The sequence below is a fragment of the Actinoallomurus sp. CA-142502 genome, from assembly GCF_050936355.1.
GTDB classification, from domain to species: Bacteria; Actinomycetota; Actinomycetes; order Streptosporangiales; family Streptosporangiaceae; genus Actinoallomurus; species Actinoallomurus iriomotensis.
On record NZ_JBNJMY010000001.1, the window covers coordinates 6167419 to 6187100 of the forward strand.

Consider the following 19682-nt stretch of genomic DNA (forward strand, 5'->3'; position numbering starts at 1 on the left):
GTCCTCCTGAGACGGAAGTTGACGGTCAAGGTCATCGAATGGTCACGTTCGCGGCGCCCGCGTGTGGGAGCACCTTGAGGACGACGCCGCCGAACGGGCCCTGGGTGAAGGTCCAACCGTCGTCCGCGGCCCCCAGCGCGGCGGCGTCCGCCGCCTTCGGGAGCGGGCGGCCGTTCACGGTCACGGAGCGGGGCGCGCTCGGCAGCAGCACCCGGACCTGGGCCCTGGCCGGGGCGCCGGTCAGCCGCAGCCGTACCGTCCCGCCTCGGGTGGACGCGTCGAGTCGTCCCTGGTCGGAGCCGACGGGCCGGGCGTCGCCCGCGCCCGGGGCGTACATCCACCCGGACCGGCCCTGCCTGGACAGGTCGTCGGTGCCCCAGTCACCGGTGGCCCGGTCGTGGAAGCCGATGGCGGTGCCCGCCCGCAGGTAGAGCGGGAACTCGTCCGGGCCCGTCCTCCGGGTGACCGTACGCCCGCCGGTGACGGTCTGGCCGCTGTACAGGTCGACCCAGGTTCCGGCGGGCAGGTAGACGCTCACCGGTGTCGGCTCGCCCGCCGCGCCGTCGGTGCCGGCGCGGTCGGCGGTGACCGGCGCGGCGAGCAGGTCCGGGCCGACCATGAACTCCTGGTCCTGGGCCCAGGCGGTCTGGTCTCCGGGGTACTGGAAACCGACCGCGCGCATGATGGGCACGCCGGTGCGGGCGGCCTGGCGGGCCAGGCCGTACAGGTAGGGGAAGAGCTCGTAGTGCAGCACGACGGCGTCGCGGAAGCGCCGGACGGTGTCCGCGTCGTACTTCCACGGGGTGGCGTTCAGCCCCGCTCCCCCGACCTCGAACACCGGGCTGACCGCGCTGAACTGCGCCCAGCGGCTGAACAGCGACGGCGCCGGGCTGTTCGTCGCGTCGGCGGGTTTCTGGGGGTCGATGCCGCCGGTGTCCGATCCCCAGGCGAAGTGCCCGGTCAGTGACTCGCTCACGCCGTAGCGGAGCTCGGTGCGCAGCGCGGCGAAGGTCTCGTAGCCGTCGCTGCCCCACATGCCGTGCGTGTTCTCGGCGGTGCCGGGCGCTCCGGCGCGGACCAGCGTCTCGAAGTCGTTCCCGTGCACGGCGCGCAGCGCTTCGGTGACCGCGGCGTGGTACAGCTCGGGGTAACGCAGGTAGAGCCCGGCCCCGGATCCGCCGGCGAGCGGCGTGGTCTCCAGCCGGTACTCCTCGCCGCGATCCTCCTTGACCATGTCGACGCCCATGCCGAACAGGCGCGTCAGCTGGTCGACGTAGTACTTCCGCGCCGCCGGGATGGTGAAGTCGATGTAGTTCGTGCCCGGGACGAGCCAGTCGTTCCTGGCCCAGACGTCATTGATCCCGGCGCAGGACCCGCCGCCCTGTGAGGACGACGGTGAGGACGCCGTCGACGTCACCCAGAGCCCGAATCTCACCCCCTGGGCGTGGATGGTGTCGATCATCTGCCGCGGATCGGGGAAGAAGGTCGGGTCGAACCGGCCGCTGTTCGTGCAGGCGCTGCCGTTGATCCGGTGGGTGTTGCCGGCGGGCTGCCGCTCCCACGGGTTGTCGATGAAGATGGTGCCGAGCGGGATGTTCAGCTTCTTCATCTCGGCGACGTCGTCGAGCACCTGGGCCTGGTCGGCGTTGACGTCCCGCCACTTGATCAGCGCGAACTGGCCGGGAGGCGGCAGGCTCGGCATGCCGACGGTGCGGTAGTAGCCGGTGGTGACCTCCGACGGCGAGCCGGCGTACACGTCGTAGGTCAGTTCGCTGTCCTTCACGCAGATCTGCACGCGGTCGGGCTGGGCGGTCGCGGCCACCGGGCAGGCGTACGGCTGCGGCTCGCCGGACGGGACGCTCGGCGAGCGCCCGCAGTTCGGCCCGTCGCTCACCTGGGTCGCGCCGGGGAAGGCGAACCGGCCGATGTGCCTCGTGTCCGCGTGGAACCCGTAGCCGCCGGAGCTCAGGTAGAAGGTGCTGGCGCTCTGCTCCTGGTTCTGGCAGTAGTCGCCCGCCTCGTTGCCCTCCTTGCCGGGGCTCCACCCCCGGATGTGCCCGCGCAGGTCGACGTAGGCCGCCGAACTGCCGCCGAGGTAGTGCTCGTCGCCACGCGCGGTCAGCGCCTCGAAGACGGCGGTGACGTCGCTCGCGGGCGAGAACGACCAGCGGACGTGGAGGCCCTGGGCCGCACGGGTGACGTTCACGGTGGCGGTACGCCCGGGTTCGTCGGTCGCCACGGTGTACGCGATGCCGCCGGGGATCGTGTGCCGCGAGACGAGATCCGTCAGCCGGTGGTACGTGGCGCCGTCCCGGCTGGAGGCGGTCCCGCCGACCTGGTACGACAGCCGGCCCCCCGGTCCTGCCGCCGATCCGTCCGCCTCGGCCGTGACCGGCCGCCCGTTCCGCAGGAAGCTCAGCCCGAACGGGCCGGCGGTGGCCCGCCAGCCGATCACGGCCGGAGCCGCGGCGGACCGGGCCGCGGGCGCGGACGGCGCGAGGGACGCCGGTACCAGCAGGGCGACCGGCAGTATCGCCGACCGCCGTCGCAGGGATGTGGTCGTTGTTCGGGGGATCACGAGCCGATGCCTCCGCCGGAAAACCTTTTCCCCAAAAAATCACACGGAGGACCGGTTCCGTCAACCTCCATCTCGATCTGACCGGCCGCATGCGCCAGGAGAGGCCGCCATGTGGTGCAATGCCGCCATGGACAGGGTGCGAACCGACGCGGGGGCGCGGCCGCCCCGAGCGACCATCATCGATGTCGCGCGGGAGGCCGCCGTATCGCCGGCAACCGTCTCGCGAGTCCTGACCGGCACCAAGCCGGTCTCGGCCGACCTGGAACAACGGGTACGCGACGCGGTGAACCGGCTGGGGTACCGGCCGAATCCGGCGGCGCAGGGACTGCTGCGCGGCGCCACCCACGCGGTGGGCGTCGTCGTGCCGGACGTCGGCAACCCGTACTTCGCCGAGGTGCTCAAGGGAGTGACGAACGCCGCCGAGGAGTCGGACTTCCGCACCCTCGTCGCGGACACCGGGGAGAAGGGCGGCGCCGAGCACGACGCGGCCTTGGAACTGTCCCGGTGGGCGGACGGCGTGGTGCTGTGCTCACCGCGGATGCCCCAGCGGGAGCTGGCGAAACTCGCCCAGGCGGTGCCCCACCTCGTGTGCGTGAACCGGGTGGGCCGAGGCGGCCAGGTTCCCGCCGTCGTCGTGGACTTCGAGGCGGGAATGGCCGGGATCTGCCGGCATCTGCGGGAGCTCGGCCACCGCCGGGTCGCCTACCTGCGCGGCCCGGCACGTGCGTGGTCGGAACGGGCCAGACAGCGGGCCCTGCGCGCGGCGTCCGGCCCGGATTTCGAGGTGTTCCAGGTGCCGTGCGGATCGAGCAGCGTCGACGGGCACCGCGCCGCCGACGCCGCCCTCGCCACCGGTGCGACCGCCGTGATGGCGTTCAGCGACTACGTCGCTCTGGGCGTGCTCGCCCGGTTCGACGAACTCGGCGTCTCGGTGCCTCGCGACGTCTCGCTCACCGGCTTCGACGACATCGCGCTGAGCGAGCTGCTGCGCCCCCGCCTGACGACGGTGAGGGTGAGCAAACAGGACCTGGGCCGCCGGGCGTGGGAACTGTTCGCCTCGAGCGGCGCCATCGACGGCGCCGGCGAGACCGGCCGGGTCGTCACGGCGAGCGCGGAACTGATCACCCGCGACTCGACCGCACCACCGGCGGGCGCCATCACCCCCCTACCGAAAACCGCCAAGGCCTGACCAACGGTCGGAAGGCCTCCCCCGCCCGGGCCCCGACCGACGCCACACGACCCGACCGGACGGGCACGGCCCGGCACCCCCGGACCGGGACGGAAGTGGCCCGGCCACGCCCGACCGGACGAGTGCAGCCCGACCGGGCCAGTGGGCCGGCCAGGCGGACGTGATCCGGCCCCGACCGAACCGGACGGAAGCGGTCCGGACGCCGTCCCACCAGGCGAGGGCAAATGGCTTCCGACCGGACGGATGCGACCCGGCTCCAGCTGATCGGGCAGGTCCCGTCCGGTGCCGCCCACCGGACGGATGCCGTCCGACCTCACCTGGCCGGGCGAGTGCCTCGACCCCACCTGACCTGACGGGTCCCGTCCCGCCGCTTGGCCGACCGGACTCAACGCTCGCCCGGTCGGGTCGGCGCGGGCCAGCGCCACCCCCGACCCGGCGGTGGCGCTGGGGAAAGACGGGGCCGGAGGGCTGTTGACCTCGCCTTCCTCTCGGGCCTACTTTGAGGAAAACCTTTTCCCACCAAGGTGCGGATTCCACCCGGCCGCCCGGAGAGGACGGCAGATGTTCAGCCGGAGGACGGTACTCAAGCTCGGCGCGCTCGGCATCGCGGCGCAGCCGCCGGCCGGTCAGGGTACGGCGTCGGCCGCGGGGGGCCCTGGCGCGTCGGCGCCGATGAAGTCCGAGGTCGCGTACCTGTCGGGCACCGACAAGGACCACGTGGTCGACTGGCGCTTCATGCTGACCAGCGGACGGAACTCCGGCCGATGGACCACCGTTCCCGTGCCGTCGAACTGGGAGTTCCACGGCTTCGGCGCGTACGACTACGGCGACTTCGTCGACGACCACCCCGACCAGCCGAACGAGCAGGGCGTGTACGAGCACGCGTTCACGGTTCCCGCGGCCTGGCGCGGCCGGAAGGTGTTCATCGTCTTCGAAGGAAGCATGACGGACACCCGTGTGTGGATCAACGGGTCGGCCGTCGGGCCGGTGCATCAGGGCGGGTTCGTCCGCTTCACGTACGACGTCACCAAGGTGCTCGCGTTCGGTGGCTCGAACCAGTTGAAGGTGATCGTCGACAAGGAGTCCGCCAACGCCTCGATCAACGGCGCGGAGCGGAGGGGCGACTACTGGATCTTCGGCGGCATCTACCGGCCGGTCTATCTGCTGGCGCACCCCGCCGAGTACATCGACCGCGTGGCGATCGACGCGCAGGCCGACGGGTCGCTGTCCGTGGACGTCTTCCTGGGCGCCGTCGCCGGGGCCGACGGCCTGCGGGCGCAGATCAAGTCCACGGACGGGACCGGCGTCGGCCCCGCCTTCTCGGCGGCCGTCCGCGCCGGCGCGGACAAGGCGTCCCTCTCCACCCGGGTGCGGAACCCCGATCTGTGGACGGCGGAGACCCCGAACCTCTACCAGCTGGAAGTCACGCTGACCAAGGGCGGCCAGGTGCTGCACGTGGTCACCGAGCGGTTCGGCTTCCGCACCGTCGAAGTACGGCCGGGCAAGGGGATCTTCGTCAACGGCAAGCGGATCATGCTCAAGGGCATCACGCGGCACGCCGAATGGCCGGACTCCGGCCGTACGACCAGCCCGGCGCTCAACCGCGACGACATCCTGCTGATGAAGCAGATGAACATCAACGCCGTCCGGCTGTCGCACTACCCGCAGGACCAGAACTTCTACGACTACGCCGACGAACTCGGCCTGTACGTGCTGAACGAGCTGCCCGGCTGGCACAACGCGTACGACACGCCGAGCGCGAAACGGCTCGTGGAGGAGATGGTCGTCCGGGACGTCAACCATCCGTGCGTCATCTTCTGGGACAACGGCAACGAGGGCGGCTGGAACACCGCCGTGGACGGCGACTTCGCGTCCTACGACCCGCAGCGCCGGGCCGTCCTGCACCCGTCGAGCGCACCGTTCAACGGCATCCGGACCACCCACTACCCGTCGTACGCGGAGACGCAGGGCTACCTGGAGAACGAGCCGGACGCCGTCTACCTGCCGACGGAGTTCCTCCACTCCATGTACGACGGTGGCGGCGGCGCCGGGCTGGCGGACTACTGGAACCTCATGACGAGCCGGCCGAACTCCGGCGGAGGCTTCATCTGGGCGCTGTTCGACAGCGGGATCGTCCGCACCGACCAGGGCGACCGGATCAACGTGGCGGCCGACCGCGCCCCGGACGGCGTCGTGGGGCCGTACCGTCAGAAGGAGGGGAGCTTCGACGCGATCAGGGAGATCTGGTCGCCGATCCTCGCCACCCTGAAGGATTCCGGCGATCCGGCGGTCTTCGCCATCGAGCTCACCAACAGGTACGACTTCACCGACCTCGGCGCGTGCCGGTTCAACTGGCGACTGATCGGATTCCGTGGGCCGTACGAGGAGGCCACCGGGCACACGGTGGTGGCGAGCGGCGCGGTGAAGGGCGTACGCGGCACCGGGCCGGGCGAGAGCACGACGCTGACGCTCCGTCTCCCGGCTCCCACGGTGAAGCGGTCCGACGCGCTGGCGCTGACCGCCGTCGACCCCGCCGGCCGCGAGGTGTGCTCGTGGGTGTGGCCGATCAAGGAGGCCGCGAGCCACAAGGACCGCATCGTGGCGGCCGGCTCCGGCACCGTGACGGCGACGGAGACGCCGGACGCGATCACGATGACCGCCTCGGGGACCGAGGTCACGGTCAGCAAGCACACCGGCCTGCTGACCGGCGTCCGCAAGAACGGCTCCTCCATCTCGCTCACCAACGGGCCCGTGGCGACCGCCGGGAACCCGACGCTCTCCGGCATCACTCATCGGCAGGAGGGCGCCGCGCACGTCGTCGAGGCCGAGTACACCGGCGACCTGTCGTACGTCACCTGGCGCATGCTCGGCAGCGGGTGGCTGCAGATGGCGTACCGGTACCGGGTGTCCGGCGACCGGGACTTCTCGGGTGTCTCCTTCGACTATCCCGAGAACCAGGTGGGCGCGGTCAGATGGCTGGGCAAGGGGCCGTACCGCGTCTGGAAGAACCGGATGCAGGGCCCGGTCACCGACACCTGGTACAAGAGGTACAACGACACTTCGACCGGCGCCGATCTCTGGGGAGCCGATCACTGGAAGTACCCGGAGTTCAAGGGCTACCACGCCGGCACCTACTGGGCGGTGCTGAACGCCCGTGAGGGCGACATCACGATCGTCGCGGAGGAGGACATGTTCCTCCGCCTGTACACGCCGAAGTTCGGGCCCAATCCCGGCCACGCGACGGCGGCCTTCCCCGGCGGGAGCATCTCCTTCCTCGACGGCATCGCCGCCATCGGCGACAAGAACCATGTCCCGGACCAGACCGGACCTTCGGGGCAGCGGAACTCGGGGGCGGGAGACTACCGGCGGACGATCTGGTTCTCCTTCGACCGCAAGACGGCGCGGCTGGCGGTCGACGGCGTCGGCGAGGTCGGCCCCGGCGAGACCGCCGAGATCACGGCCAGGTTCTCCAACGACGCCCAGGCGGGGTCGCCCGCCCGCGACGTACGCCTCACGATCGAGGCGCCACCGGGGTGGACCGTCAAGGCGCGCACGCCGGATCACTTCGGCCGCGTCGCCCCAGGGAAGACCGTGAAGACGACCTGGGCCGTCACACCGCCGGCCGGTGTCTTCGGCAGGTTCTCCGTGAAGGCCGAGGCGGGCTATGCCGACCAGGCGGCTCGCCGGCGGCTCCAGGTCTGGAGCGAGGCGACGAACGTCGTCGTGGCCGGCGGCCCCGAGCCGCCGGAGACGATCGCCTGGTACAAGTTCGACGAGAGCACGGGGCGGACCGCGAGCGACTCGAGCGGCCGGCACGACCGGGACATGACGGCGGCCCTCGTCGGCGACGCCGCCTGGGGCTCCGGGCGGACCGGCAACGCCGTACGGCTCAACGCCGCCGGCTCCGGCGACGGCCACGTCCGGCTACCGCAGGGGGTCCTGGCCGGGGCCCGCGAGGCCACCGTCGCCTGCTGGGTCAACCTGACCTCCCTGCCGCGGTGGCTGCGGATCTTCGACTTCGGCTTCGACCGGGTCACCTACATGTTCCTGACCCAGGGCACCAAGCTGCGTCCTCCGGAGCTCACCGACGACATGCTGATGTTCGCCATCACGATGAACGGCTCGGGCGCGGAGCAGCACCTGCACGCGCCGCCCCTGCCGGCCGGCGAATGGAAGCACCTCGCGGTCACCCTGGCCGGCGCCAACGGCGGCGGTCGCCTGTACGTGGACGGCGTCCAGGTCGACGCCAACCCCGCCATGGACCTCGTGCCGATGTACCTGGGCGAGACGACGCGCAACCACATCGGCCGGTCGCAGATCGAGGGCGATCCCTACCTGCCCGGCGCCGTGGACGACTTCCGCGTCTTCGGACGCGCGCTGTCCGAGAGCCGGATCCGCGCGCTGTACGAGGGGAAGTAACGGCTCCTCGCATCACCCGGTGCCCTGCTCCGCGGATGTTCGTCGGTCCGCGGAGCAGGGCATCGCGCGTCTGATGCCTTCACGACACCCGCCGTGCCCCGCGCACCGACGGACGCATGGAGCCCGCGCGGACAGGACGGTGCCGTCCGCGCGGGCTCTCCGCGGGCTCGGCCCGCGGTCCGGTCACTTCGTGGTGGTGAGCCTCACCGGTCCCATCAGGCCGTTGTCCGTACGCCGGCGGCCGGCCGCGCCGGCTCCCGGGGCGACGCGTACCGCGTTGATCAGCGGGCTGGCGACCCGCACCGTGATCGTGTTGTCCCCCGGCCGCAGGTAGCGGCCGACGTCGACCCGGCTGAGGTCGAGCAGGTCCTGCGGCGGCAGCGTGTGGCCGTTGACCGACACCCTGGACGTGTCCACGACGGCGCCGAGATCGAGGGAGGCGTCGCGTGCGGGGCCGTCGAGCCGTACGTGGGTGGTGTAGGTGCCCACGCCCGCCACGTCGGCCAGATCCGCCGGGAAGCCCGCCGACCTGGTGATGTGCGACCAGGCGGGGAGCTCGCCGGTGGAGCCCGCGATGACCGTGAGCGGTCCGATCGCGGTGTGGGCCGTGTCGTCGGGGCGGCCCGAGGGACCCGGCGTCCAGCTGTCCACGGTCAGCTGCCAGGACGTCAGCGGCTGCGCGGTGGGCGTTCCGCCCGGCTCACCGGATGGGGCCGCCGCGCCGCCGAACCGGCCGTCGCGGGCCACCGCGATCACGGTCGCGTCATGGGCGGCGAGCCGCACCGGCAGCGTCACCGCGTGCGAGCCGGTGGCGCGCTCGGCGAGCCGGGTGACCTGCCCGCTCCACGTGTCGAGGCGGTACGCGGCGCCGTCGCCGGTCAGCCGCAGGGTCTGCTCGGCCGTCGTGCCGGAGTCGTTGTAGAGGAAGTAGTAGTCGGTGTCGGCGGTGTGACGGCGCACGTCCACGATCCGCCCGGACGCCGTGCCGACGTGCGCGGCCGCCGCCGTCACGCCGAGGGAGGTCAGCGCCGCGGGCACGTCGTCCTGCGTCGCAGCCCGTACGACCTGGTGTCGCCCGTCGCCGATGTAGGAGTACAGCGTCGCGATGTCCTTCCGCACCGCGGCCTCGTCGGCGGGGCCGTAGCCGGGGGTGGTGACGGCCGGCGGCTGGTCCGAGCCGACGACGACGATCGGCAGGCCCTGCCGCGCCAGGTCGAGGATCTTGTCGGCGGCGTCCCGACGGTAGGTCTGCTGGTTGTTGAGCAGCAGTGCCCGGTAACCGGATTTGCCCGGGAACAGCTGCCCGCCGGTGTACTCGGCCGCGGGCTCCTTGAGGAACTCCGGGCTGATGTACCCGTAGGTGTATCCGGCGGTCGCCATCGCGGACGTGTTGGGGATGATGGCGTCAGACCGGTCGTTCGCCTGCCCGGACAGGCCGGTGTTCTGGTAGTAGACGCCCACGTCGAACCGCGGCGTGCCCTGTCGCAGCACGAGCGACAGCCGGGCGATGTGGTCGTTGACCGCCTTCACGTCGGACCACTGCGGCATCCGCGGACCCCATGCCTCCGCGAAGCTGGTGTTCCCGCCGTAGCTGAACCCCGGCCACTGCGTCTGCGCGCCGGAGCCGGCCGGCGACTCCAGGTACGGAAACCCGTGCCAGACGACCTGGTTGTCGCCACCGGCCAGACCGGCGTAGAGCTCGGTCGAGAGGTTCTCCGCGACGGTCGTCCCCCACACCTTGCCGGAGATCGCGCAGCACTCGCTGGACACCACGGGCGCCCCGCTCATGTACGCCCCGGACGCGATCACCTTGAACTGCTGGTCCGAATTGTGACCGGAGAACTCCAGGCCCTCCCCCTCGGGAATGCCGATGTGCTCCGCGGCATGCGCCGCGTCGATCGGATCGCCGTACGGCTGGGCGCGGAGCGTCATGCCGTTGCTCTCCGTCCACCGTCGCAGGGCGGGCAGGTACCGGTCGGAGTACAGGTCGCTCCAGGTCTGCGCGTAGTCCCAGCGCGCCTTGTCACTGCTGCCGTCGGAGAAGTCGAAGGCGGCCGGGTACACCCCCTTGCGGTGGATGGCGTAGCCGGCCAGCGCCGGCAGGAACGTCGTCACCGAGTAGCCCCGTAGCTTCTGGAACCGCTGGGCGAAGTCGGAGGTCCAGGTCTCGTTGTAGCCCAGTTCCAGTGAGTCCTCGAAGAAGGCGCCCCCGGAGGTCCGCGGACCGTCGGGACCGCCGAGAACCGAGTGGTCCCAGAAATCGCCGGTGGCCTTGGCGCCGGACGCGCTCAGGTGATCGAGGGCGTAGTCGGGTGACTTGGCGGCCGTCGTCGACTGCAGTCGCCCGTCGGCGGTCTGGTAGAAGTCCATCAGGACCCACGGGTGACCGTTCCCGGTGGGGAACGTGTAGTGGAGCCCGCCGCTCGCGTCGACCAGTTTCGTCACGTCGCGCACGGACGCGCGGTCGAGCTTCTGCGGTCCGGTGCCTCCGGGAGCGCAGTCGGCGCTGCACTGGACGGCGACCACCGCCACGAGGGAGGTCTTCGCCGTGTCCATGGCCTCCGCGCCCGCGGAATGCGCATGGGCGGACGGGGTCACGACGGTCGGAGTCGCGCCGATCCCGTCCCGCCGGACCAGTTCCCCGGCCGGATGCGGATGGGCCGGCGTGGGCTTGACCGTGATGCCGCCGCCGGGAGTCGCGGTCGCCGCACCGCGGGCGTGGGCGCGTTCGAGCGGGGTGTCGAACGTCAGCGTGCCCGGCTTTCCGCTGCCGCTGGACGCGACCTTGGTGAGCTTTCGCGTCTCCTGGCCGGATCCGAAGCCGATCACGACCGTGCCGCCCGGATCGAGGTTCATGTCGTTGGCGACCATCACACTGGTGGCGCCCGCGGCGGCCGCCGCGTACAGGGTCGACTTCATGCTCTGCGTGCCGAGGCCGGTGACGGTGGCGACGTCCTGGTCCGCTCCGGAGCCGAGGACGATCCGGTCGCCGGCCCGCAGGCCGTCCGGCACGTCCGCGACCGATACAGCGGTCGCGCCGGCGGCCGCGTCCGTCGCCACGGTCGTGCAGCCCGCCGAGGTTCCCACCCGTTTGATCGTGACGGTGTCGGCGTCCGCGTCCGAACCGAGCGTGATCCGGTCTCCGGCGGCCAGGCCGGCGATGTTCGAGAGCCGAACGTCCGTCGCACCGGACGGCGTCGCCGGGCAGGCGAGGGTGTCCACGGTCGGCGGGCTCGTGGCCGTCGGCGGGAGCGCCCCGTCGCGGCTGCCGCCGGCCGCGGTGAACTCGGCGCCGTAGATCAGTTGCTGCTGCGCGGACGGCTGGTTGAAGTTGTGCACCGAAGGCACGACCACCGGCCACGACGGGCCGAGGGCCATGTCCAGGATCACGCCGTCCTTCCGGGCGGCGTCGGCGATCACCTTGAGCTTGTGCCGCCACTTCGGCGAGCCGAAGCCGTTCTCGTCAAGGTAGCTGTCGCTGCCGAAGACGGGATCGGTGGTGGCGCCCGGCGCCGCGAACGCGGTGACCTCGACGCCACCGCCGCCGGCCTGAGCGATCTGGCCGATCTCCCGGCGTAGCTCGTCGTCGCTGGTGTTGGCTCCCGGAAGCCACCACCGGTACTTCGGACGTACCGCCGTCGGTGGATCGGCGAAGTTCCGGGCGGTCAGCGCGGGCGCGGGATCGCCTGCCCCCGCCGACCCGCCCCGGTCCGGCGATCCCGGGGAGGCCCCGGCGAGCGCCGACGGCGCCGCGAGGCCTCCCAGCAGGGCCGCCGCGGCGAACGCGCGGAGGCACAGGTTCGCTCTCCGTTTCGCTGTCCGTCCACGCATGGTCGTCTCCTGTCGCCGCTGCTGTCGGTCTAGGGGAGGTGGGCGCAGTTGACGTCGAGGTCCCAGAGGATGACGGACAGCGCGAACGGGCTGATCTGGTGCTGACCGTGGGTGGCGTCCTCGAGCAGCTCCCAGTGGCCGCCGGCCCCGTCACCACCGCCGATGACCGCGATCCGCTGCCGTACGGCCGCCTCGTAGCCGCGGTGCCCGACGCCGTTGAAGCAGCACTCGTCGAACCGGTTGAGGATCTGCATCTGCCGGCGGTTCGGCCCGACCGAGGCGAGCGCGTAGATGTCGGGGAAGTCGGCGACGCCGTAGAAGCCGGGCTGCATGTCCTGACGCTGCTCCCAGTCGCCGCGGGTCGGGCTCGGCTTCGGCGATCCGGGCCGCACGAAGAACGGCAGTGAGCCGGCCGTCGGGTACGAGCGGGTGATCCGGGGGTCCAGCGCCGGGTAGACCGTGGTCGTCCATCCCCCACCGGACAGCCCGACCATCTGCACCGACGACGGCCGGTACGTCGCCCGCACGTGGTTCATCGCCACGGCCGGCGGCTCCAGGAAGAAGGCCAGCGGCGAGAACGTCGCCGACTCCCACAGGCCCAGGTCGTTGTGCGACGGCTTCCGGGTCACCGACGGGTCGTTCGGGTCCCGCAGCGTCGTCGGGTTCCAGTGGTAGAACGGCATCGCGAACAGCAGCACGACGTAGCCGTGGTCGAGCAGCCCCTGGGCGGTGCGCTGCATGGTGTCCAGCGGCTCGCCATGGCCGTTGTGGTAGAACGCGACCCGGCTGTGCGGCCGGCGCCGCGGTTCGAGCACGAACACCGTCGAGTACAGCCCGAACGGCAGACGGACGGTGAGCCGGTCGTACCGCCGTACGCCTTCGAACGCCGGCAGTTCGGCCGGAGCGCCGACGTCGCGCTGGACCTCGGGCAGGCCGTCCGGCAGCACACCGGTGGACTTCCAGACCTGGGCGACGAGCCGGGGCCGCATCGCCTGGACGTCGGCCGCGGTGTGGATCGTCATCAGCTCCTCGACGTCCACGCCGACCACCACCTGCGGCAGCGTCTTGTACGCCGCGCTGTGCGCGGCCGCCACCTCGGCGTTGACCGGCGCCACCGGGCGCGGCGCCGAACGCGGCCGGTCGCCTCCCCCGGTGCTCGCCTCCGCGGCGGCCGGGAGCGTCCAGCTGACGGAGGCCGACGCGGCGGCGGCGCCGAGCGTGCCCAGCATCGATCTACGGTTCACGGAGGTCATCGGTTCACCTTTCTCGCAGGGTCTGGAGCGCGGGCCGCGGATCCCAGCCGAGGACGTACGACGGGTCGCGCAGCTTGGCCGCCTCGTCGTCCGTCAGCTGCCGCGAGCACGCGAGCCGAGCGCTCGTGTCGAGCGGTTTCCCGGCCAGGTCGGTGCTGTGGTACTCCCAGAACCGCAGCTGTCCGGCGGCCGCGCAGTCGTTCGGGCTGGTGATCTGCCAGCCGGCCCGCTTCACGTGCTTGTCCATCGCGGAGTCGATGAACACCACCTGGCTCGTCGGGAACCGGCTCAGCTCGACACGGCCCAGGAAGACGCTGTCGTCCGGCACGTCCGGCGCCCGGGTCAGCCGGACGTTCACGAACACGTTCCCGGGACCGGTGTCGGTGTTGCGGACCTGGTTGTAGTAGCCCTCGTGGAGCGCCTTCAGCTCCGAGTCCCGCATGAACACCCCGCCGGTGCCCCACACGAAGTCGACGTCGCCCTCGACGTAGGCGCCGGTCACGACCGCCTTCCCCTGGAGCCGCAGGCTGTCCTGGTAGCCGAGGATCCGGACCCGGTCCAGCACGATCCGGTCACCGTTGCCCCGGAACGCCTCCGCCTGCGAGCCGTGGTACGGGGTCAGGTTCCGCACCGTGACGCCGGACATCGCGAAGTCGTCGGCGTCGACCCCCATCGCGGCCCGCCAGCAGTTGAACCGGTCCGGGTCGGCCAGCACCCGGCGCGGGCAGTACGCCTGCTCGATCGGCACGTTGGCCATCGCGTAGTCGCCGTTCAGCAGGTTGTTGTTCGGGTAGCCGATCGTGGTGCGTCCGGCGCCGGCGCCGCGGATGGCGATGTGCGGCTTCGTCTGCGGGACGTACACCAGCTCGCGGTAGAACCCCGGGGCGACGTCGATCCGCACCGGCCTGTCATTGCCCTCCGCCACGAAGTCGACGGCGCCCTGCACGGTGCAGAAGTCCGCGCCGCCGCCACCGTCGACGGTCAGCCGGGCGGTGCCGGGTTTCGGGTCGGGGCGGGTACGGAACGTCCAGGCCGTACGGGAGCCGATGCCGCCGTTGCCGACGAAGAAGCCGGGGTCGACGGTCACGTGGTAGACCTGGCCGGGCGGGAGCTTCGCGTGCAGGTAGACCGTTGCCGTACGCCCCTCGACGACCACCGGCTGGTACGCCCACCGATGCGGTTCGCCGAAGTCGGAGCGGGCGCCGCCGACGGTGCGCTGGTAGCTCGCCGGGTCCGCGAGATCGATGGTGTCGACCACCGTGCCGTCGGCGCGACGCACCTGGAGCCGGCCGCGCACACCGAGCTCGACCGGTCCGGCGAAGGTCAGCCGCAACGGGCTGTCGGTGCAGGTGGACCGCCGCACGCCGTCCGGAGCCAGCCGGGGGGCGGCGTCGTCGCCGGGCGCGGCCGCGTGCCAGCCGGTCAGCCGCTCCATCACCGCGCTCAGCCGGGTGGCGGCCTTGCGGTGCCCCTCGATGTTCGGGTGCGAGCCGCCGTTGTAGTCGCTCGCACCGAGCCAGCCGGTGGTGTCGACGTACACGGTGCGCCGGTCGTGCCGCGCCTTGACGGCGGCGGCGATGTCGGAGGCGTGGGTGCCGTCGAAGGGCCGCATCGCGAGGATCAGCGCGCCGGGGTCCGCGGCCCTGATCTGGCGCAGGTACGCCTCGTAGCGCGGCGTGAACCGGTCTCCGGAGTAGGCCGCGTCGTTGGCGCCGAAGTTGACCACCACCGCGTCGGGATCGAACGGCGCCGCCGGATGGCCGGACAGATTCCAGCCGAAGGACTCCGCGGCGGTACCGACGTTGCCGTGGCCGGGTTGGATGATGCCCTGCTTGCCGAAGCCGACCTGGTTGGTCTGGGCGTCGAACGCCTTGCCGACCAGGTAGGCGTAGTCCTTCGTGCCGTCGGCGCAGTCGACTCCGAGCGTCGGGCAGAGCGCCATCACGCCCTCGGTGATCGAGTCGCCGTAGAACTCCAGCCGGTGCTGTGGGGTGCGCGGCAGCGACTCCAGCGTCGCGCCGGGCGCGAGTTCGATCTTCGACAGCACGATGCCGGACTGCAGCGGCATGCTCCAGCGGTTCTCGTACTCGTCGACGTCCTTGACGACGATCTCCGCGGTGTGGGTCACCGCCGGATCGAGGCCCTCCGCCAGCACGATCCGGTCGCTGTCGACCTTCACCGGCTTCGGCTCACCGCGGTCGACCGAGACGTAGACCTGCGACGGCACGGTGATGCTCGCCGTCTTGAACTGCGCGGCCAGCGTGCCGCCGGTGAACCGGAACCGCAGCGACGAGCCGGAGTTCACGGTGATCGCCAGGTCGTCGTCCTTCGCCCAGTGACCCTCGAACTCGATCCGCGGGTCGTTCGGCCCGAAGGTCGCCGGGCTCGGCGCCGCGAAGGCCTCCGGGCCTGCGGGCACGACCATCAGCGCCGCCGCGCACAGACTCACGACCATCAGGAACCGGCAGAGAAGTCGCACGGCGGTCTCCCTCACGCAGCCCGAGCCCGCCTCACCAGGGCGGGTTTCGGGAAATCCTTTTCCCGAGCAACGGTCGCTGTTGCAACGCGGAGGCGTCAAGACCTTGACGCCGGACATTCGTGGCGCTACCGGGCGTTTGCGGCGTCATATCGCAGACAGCACCCGGCGCGGCGTCGCGACCGTCCCCCGCGGAGGCGGTCCGCCGCTCCACCCGGGGCGTCGCGCGCCGCCGGTCCGAGGCGGCCGCGCGGAACGGCTTCACCTGAGGCGCCGCACGTCGGAGGTCCGTGGCGCCGCCGCCGGAGGCGCTCCTTCCGAGGCGTCACGCGGCACCGGTCCTCGCGTCGGCGGCAGGTGTCGAGGGAGGTCACGGCGGCATGGCAGGCCGCCCGGCGCGGCGGTGTCCGACCGGCCGTGGCCGGGACCGGCCACCCGGTCAAACGATTGACGAGCCCCGGGAAGTCGGTTACACACTTGGGAAAACCTTTTCCTCGCCGAAACGCCGAGATCGCGGAAGGAGTGGCCGGCGATGAGCATCCGGCGGCGGCTCTCAGCCTCGTGCGGGTGGGCCAGGGAGATGCCCGACCAGCACGGCGTTGATCGAGGCGACCGCGGAACCCGATACGTGGAGGTACAAGGAACGTGAAAGGCAAGTTCGCACGACGGCTGATCGCCTCGGCGGTCGCTGCGCTGTTGCTCGGCTGGGCGCCGCAAGCGGCGGTCGCCGGTCAGAAGGCGGGCACCGCCACGGATGACTGCACCGACGGCGTCAACGTGCCCAACCGCTACAACGTGCCCTTCTGCGTCAAGAAGGATGAAGTCTTCATCTTCGCGGCCAACTACAAGCCGTTCGAGGCGAACGCCGACGGTCAGCGCGAGGCCGAGAGCGTCTTCAACAACGTCATCGGCAACAAGCTGCGGCAGGCCTTTCCGAACCTCAAGATCAAGTACGCCACCTGGGACTACCCGGTGCGCTATGAGGACCTTCAGGCGGCCGGCGTCGTGCCTGACATCATCCTCGACAATCCGTACCAGCGGATCGCCCGGGACCTCAAGCCGCGCGGCTGGGTGCAGGACATGACGTCCATGGTCCAGCAGGGCGGACTGGACCTCAGCAAGCTCAACCAGGGCGCGGTGGAGCAGGTGAAGTCGCGCTCCGAGGGCAAGCTGTACGGCGTTCCCGTCTTCGAGGACGACTACGTCCTTTACTACAATAAAAAGATCTTCGACAAGTTCGGGGTGAAGTACCCGAAGTCGGGGATGACCTACGACCAGATCTACAAGCTGGCCAAGAAGCTGACCCGGCAGGTGGGAACCGACGCCTACAAGGGGTACATGCAGCACCCCGACCAATACCTGCAGTACAACCAGTCGGGTCTGTACCCGTTCACGCCGACCGACAGCTGGACCCCGAAGCCCGAGGACGCGAAGGTGGACCTCACCACACCGGGGTGGCAAGAGCTCGGCGACAACCTCAACCGGTTCCTCTCGATCCCGCACAACGGATTCACCACGGTCGACGACTTCCTCAAGGGCGACATGAGCCGTCCGGGCCACGTCGCGATGGCCGTTGACACGCTGAGCAGGCTCCCCACCTACGCCGGCAGCAACGAGTTCATCAAGCAGAGCGACACGGCGAAATACGACGAGCTGCGCAAGAGCATCGACGTCGGTGTCACTTCGATCCCGGTGCTCAAGCAGGGTTCGACGTCGACGTACCAGCCCAACCAGACCGCGGCCTTCATCCCGCCGCAGTCGACCCACCAGCAGGACGCGCTCAACATCGTGAAGTGGCTGGTGTCCGAGCAGGGGCAGACCGAGTTGTCGAGCCACGGCATCAAGGGAGTTCTGCGGACCCCGGCGGTCGAGGACAGCTTCGGTAAGGCCGTTCCGGAGCTTTCCAAGGTCGACACGTCCGGCGTGTACTGGGGTTCGAACGCGGTACTGAAGAACTACCAGAACACCAAGTACTGGGATATCCCGATGTACTCGGTGTTCCGCCAGCACGTGCTGCGGGACGGTATGACGGTCGAGTCGGCCCTCGCTGTCGCGGAGCAGACGGACATTCCCGCCTACATCAAGAACCAGACCGCCGCCGGTCTGGACTGGTAGCCCACCCGCATCGCACCGGTGGCCGCGGTGCCCGGTTTCCACTGGGCACCGCGGCCACCGGCATGTTCGCGGGCCTGCCATACCCGTTCCCGTTGACCCGGGACACGGCGACGCACGAACTCTTCCGGTCTCGGCCGCATCTACACAGATGTGCCCGATCGCGGGAATTCCCCGGAGAAAGGACCCTGGTAACCGCATGAGGCGGAGAGAGTTCATACGCGCCGCAGGACTCACGGTGACCGGGGCGCTCACAACGACCGTCGGCGGTGCGTGCAGGCCCACCGGCACGAGTGCGACGTCGCACGGTCCACGCCGCGCGTCTTCCACGCCGAAGAACGCGGACTGGTCGGCGCTGAAGCAATCTCTGCAGGGGCGGCTCATCAGGCCGGGTGACACCGATTACGCGATGGCGCGCAAGAACTTCAATCCACGCTTCGACACGATCAGGCCTTCGGGCATCGCCTACTGCGAGAATCCGCACGATGTCGCGGAGTGCGTGAATTTCGTCCGGCGTTATGGCCTGCCGGTGGCGCCGCGGTGCGGAGGGCACAGCTACACCGGTGCGTCGCTCGTCGAGGGCCTGGTCATCGACGTGAGCCCGATGTCGTCGATTCGGGCCGACACGTCGTCGGGCACCGCGCGGATCGGCGCCGGGGCACGGCTGGTCGACGTCTATGACCGGCTGACCGCCCAGGGCGTCGCGATACCGGCGGGATCCTGTCCGACCGTCGGCATCTCCGGCCTGACTCTCGGCGGTGGCGTCGGCGTGGTCGCCCGCAAATACGGGATCCTCTCCGACCGGCTCCGCGCGGTCGAACTGGTGACCGCGGACGGGCGGCGGCTCACCTGTGACGACGGGAACAACCCCGATCTGTTCTGGGCCTGCCGTGGAGGGGGCGGAGCCACCTTCGGCATAGCGACCGATTTCACCTTCTCCACCCATTCCACCTCCGATATCGTCGTGTTCTTCATCGGCTGGCCATGGCCCGTGGCCACATCGGTGATCGACGCGTGGCAGCGTTGGGCGCCGTTCGCGCCGGATGAACTGTGGTCGAATCTCCACGTTCTGAACGGCCAAGGCCAGGCCGGCCCCACGGTCCAGGTAGGGGGCACCTACCTCGGCGCCCAGGAGGACGCCGAACGGCTGATCGAAACCTTGAAGTCCCGGATCGGCGCGGAACCCTCCTCACAGGTGATCGAGCCGACCACCTACGGGCACGCGATGATGATCGAAGCCGGTTGCACGACGCTCAGCGCCGATCAATGCCATCTCCCGGGCGGCCTTCCCGGGCAGACGTCCGCCGGACGGGAAACCCGCGAATGCGAGTATGCGGCCTCGCACATCTTCACCCGCCCGATGACGACGGCGGGCATCGACGCGATCCTGTCCGCGGTCCGTACCCGCGGCGGCCTCGCAGGCGGCGGCCAGGGCGGGATCGCCTTCGACGCACTGGGCGGCGCCGTGAACCGAGTGCGCGCGGACGCCACCGCGTTCGTGCACCGCGACGGCCTCTTCAACGGGCAGTTCACCACGACGTGGGAAACGACCGCGCCGAGCGCCGCGGTCCGAGCTCAGCAAGCCTGGCTGCGCGCGCTCCACACCGCGATGAAGCCGTACGCGAGCGGGCAGGCGTATCAGAACTACGCCGACGCCGGACTCACGGATTGGAAGCAGGCCTACTTCGGTAGTAACTACTCAAACCTGCTCAAGGTCAAAGACCGCTACGATCCGGACCGCCTCTTCCGCTCTCCCCAAACGGTCGGCGCATCCAGCCGAGAATGACAAAAAGCGGTCGTATCCCTGAGCGGCCGTCCGGCAGG

Annotated in this window: 8 protein-coding genes; 4 read left to right on the forward strand and 4 right to left on the reverse strand. The window is 70.7% G+C overall.

The annotated features are described in order from the left end of the window. Nucleotides 1–31: 31 nt before the first annotated feature. Complete coding sequence (locus ACQEV1_RS29415) at nt 32–2578, reverse strand: glycoside hydrolase family 31 protein (protein ID WP_433397633.1); 2547 nt, start codon at nt 2576–2578, stop codon at nt 32–34. Nucleotides 2579–2705: 127 nt separating this feature from the next. On the opposite strand from ACQEV1_RS29415, the gene ACQEV1_RS29420 reads away from it, so the two are divergent. Together ACQEV1_RS29420 and ACQEV1_RS29425 are read left to right on the forward strand one after the other, a co-directional pair. After that, nucleotides 2706–3767, forward strand: a complete 1062-nt coding sequence (locus ACQEV1_RS29420; protein ID WP_285622062.1) for a LacI family DNA-binding transcriptional regulator — start codon at nt 2706–2708, stop codon at nt 3765–3767. Nucleotides 3768–4328: 561 nt separating this feature from the next. Then, complete coding sequence (locus ACQEV1_RS29425; RefSeq protein ID WP_433397636.1) at nt 4329–8186, forward strand: glycoside hydrolase family 2 TIM barrel-domain containing protein; 3858 nt, start codon at nt 4329–4331, stop codon at nt 8184–8186. Nucleotides 8187–8369: 183 nt separating this feature from the next. Here ACQEV1_RS29425 and ACQEV1_RS29430 read toward each other — a convergent pair whose 3' ends face one another. The 3 genes from ACQEV1_RS29430 to ACQEV1_RS29440 are packed head-to-tail and all read right to left on the reverse strand — an operon-like array spanning nt 8370 to nt 15749. Further along, nucleotides 8370–12017, reverse strand: coding sequence for a glycosyl hydrolase (locus ACQEV1_RS29430; RefSeq protein WP_433397638.1), 3648 nt, complete (start codon nt 12015–12017; stop codon nt 8370–8372). 29 nt (nt 12018–12046) lie between these two features. Continuing rightward, nucleotides 12047–13270 carry a hypothetical protein gene (locus ACQEV1_RS29435; RefSeq protein WP_433397639.1) on the reverse strand — a complete coding sequence of 408 codons (1224 nt, stop codon included), beginning with the start codon at nt 13268–13270 and terminating at the stop codon, nt 12047–12049. A 4-nt stretch (nt 13271–13274) separates the two neighbouring features. After that, nucleotides 13275–15749 (reverse strand): pectinesterase family protein, encoded by a 2475-nt coding sequence (locus ACQEV1_RS29440; RefSeq protein ID WP_433397641.1) that lies wholly within the window; start codon nt 15747–15749, stop codon nt 13275–13277. A 642-nt stretch (nt 15750–16391) separates the two neighbouring features. On the opposite strand from ACQEV1_RS29440, the gene ACQEV1_RS29445 reads away from it, so the two are divergent. Continuing rightward, nucleotides 16392–17861 (forward strand): ABC transporter substrate-binding protein, encoded by a 1470-nt coding sequence (locus ACQEV1_RS29445; protein WP_433397643.1) that lies wholly within the window; start codon nt 16392–16394, stop codon nt 17859–17861. Between the two features lie 235 nt (nt 17862–18096). Further along, entirely contained in the window at nt 18097–19644 is a 1548-nt protein-coding gene (locus ACQEV1_RS29450) for an FAD-binding oxidoreductase (protein WP_433397645.1), read from the forward strand. Nucleotides 19645–19682: the final 38 nt, after the last annotated feature.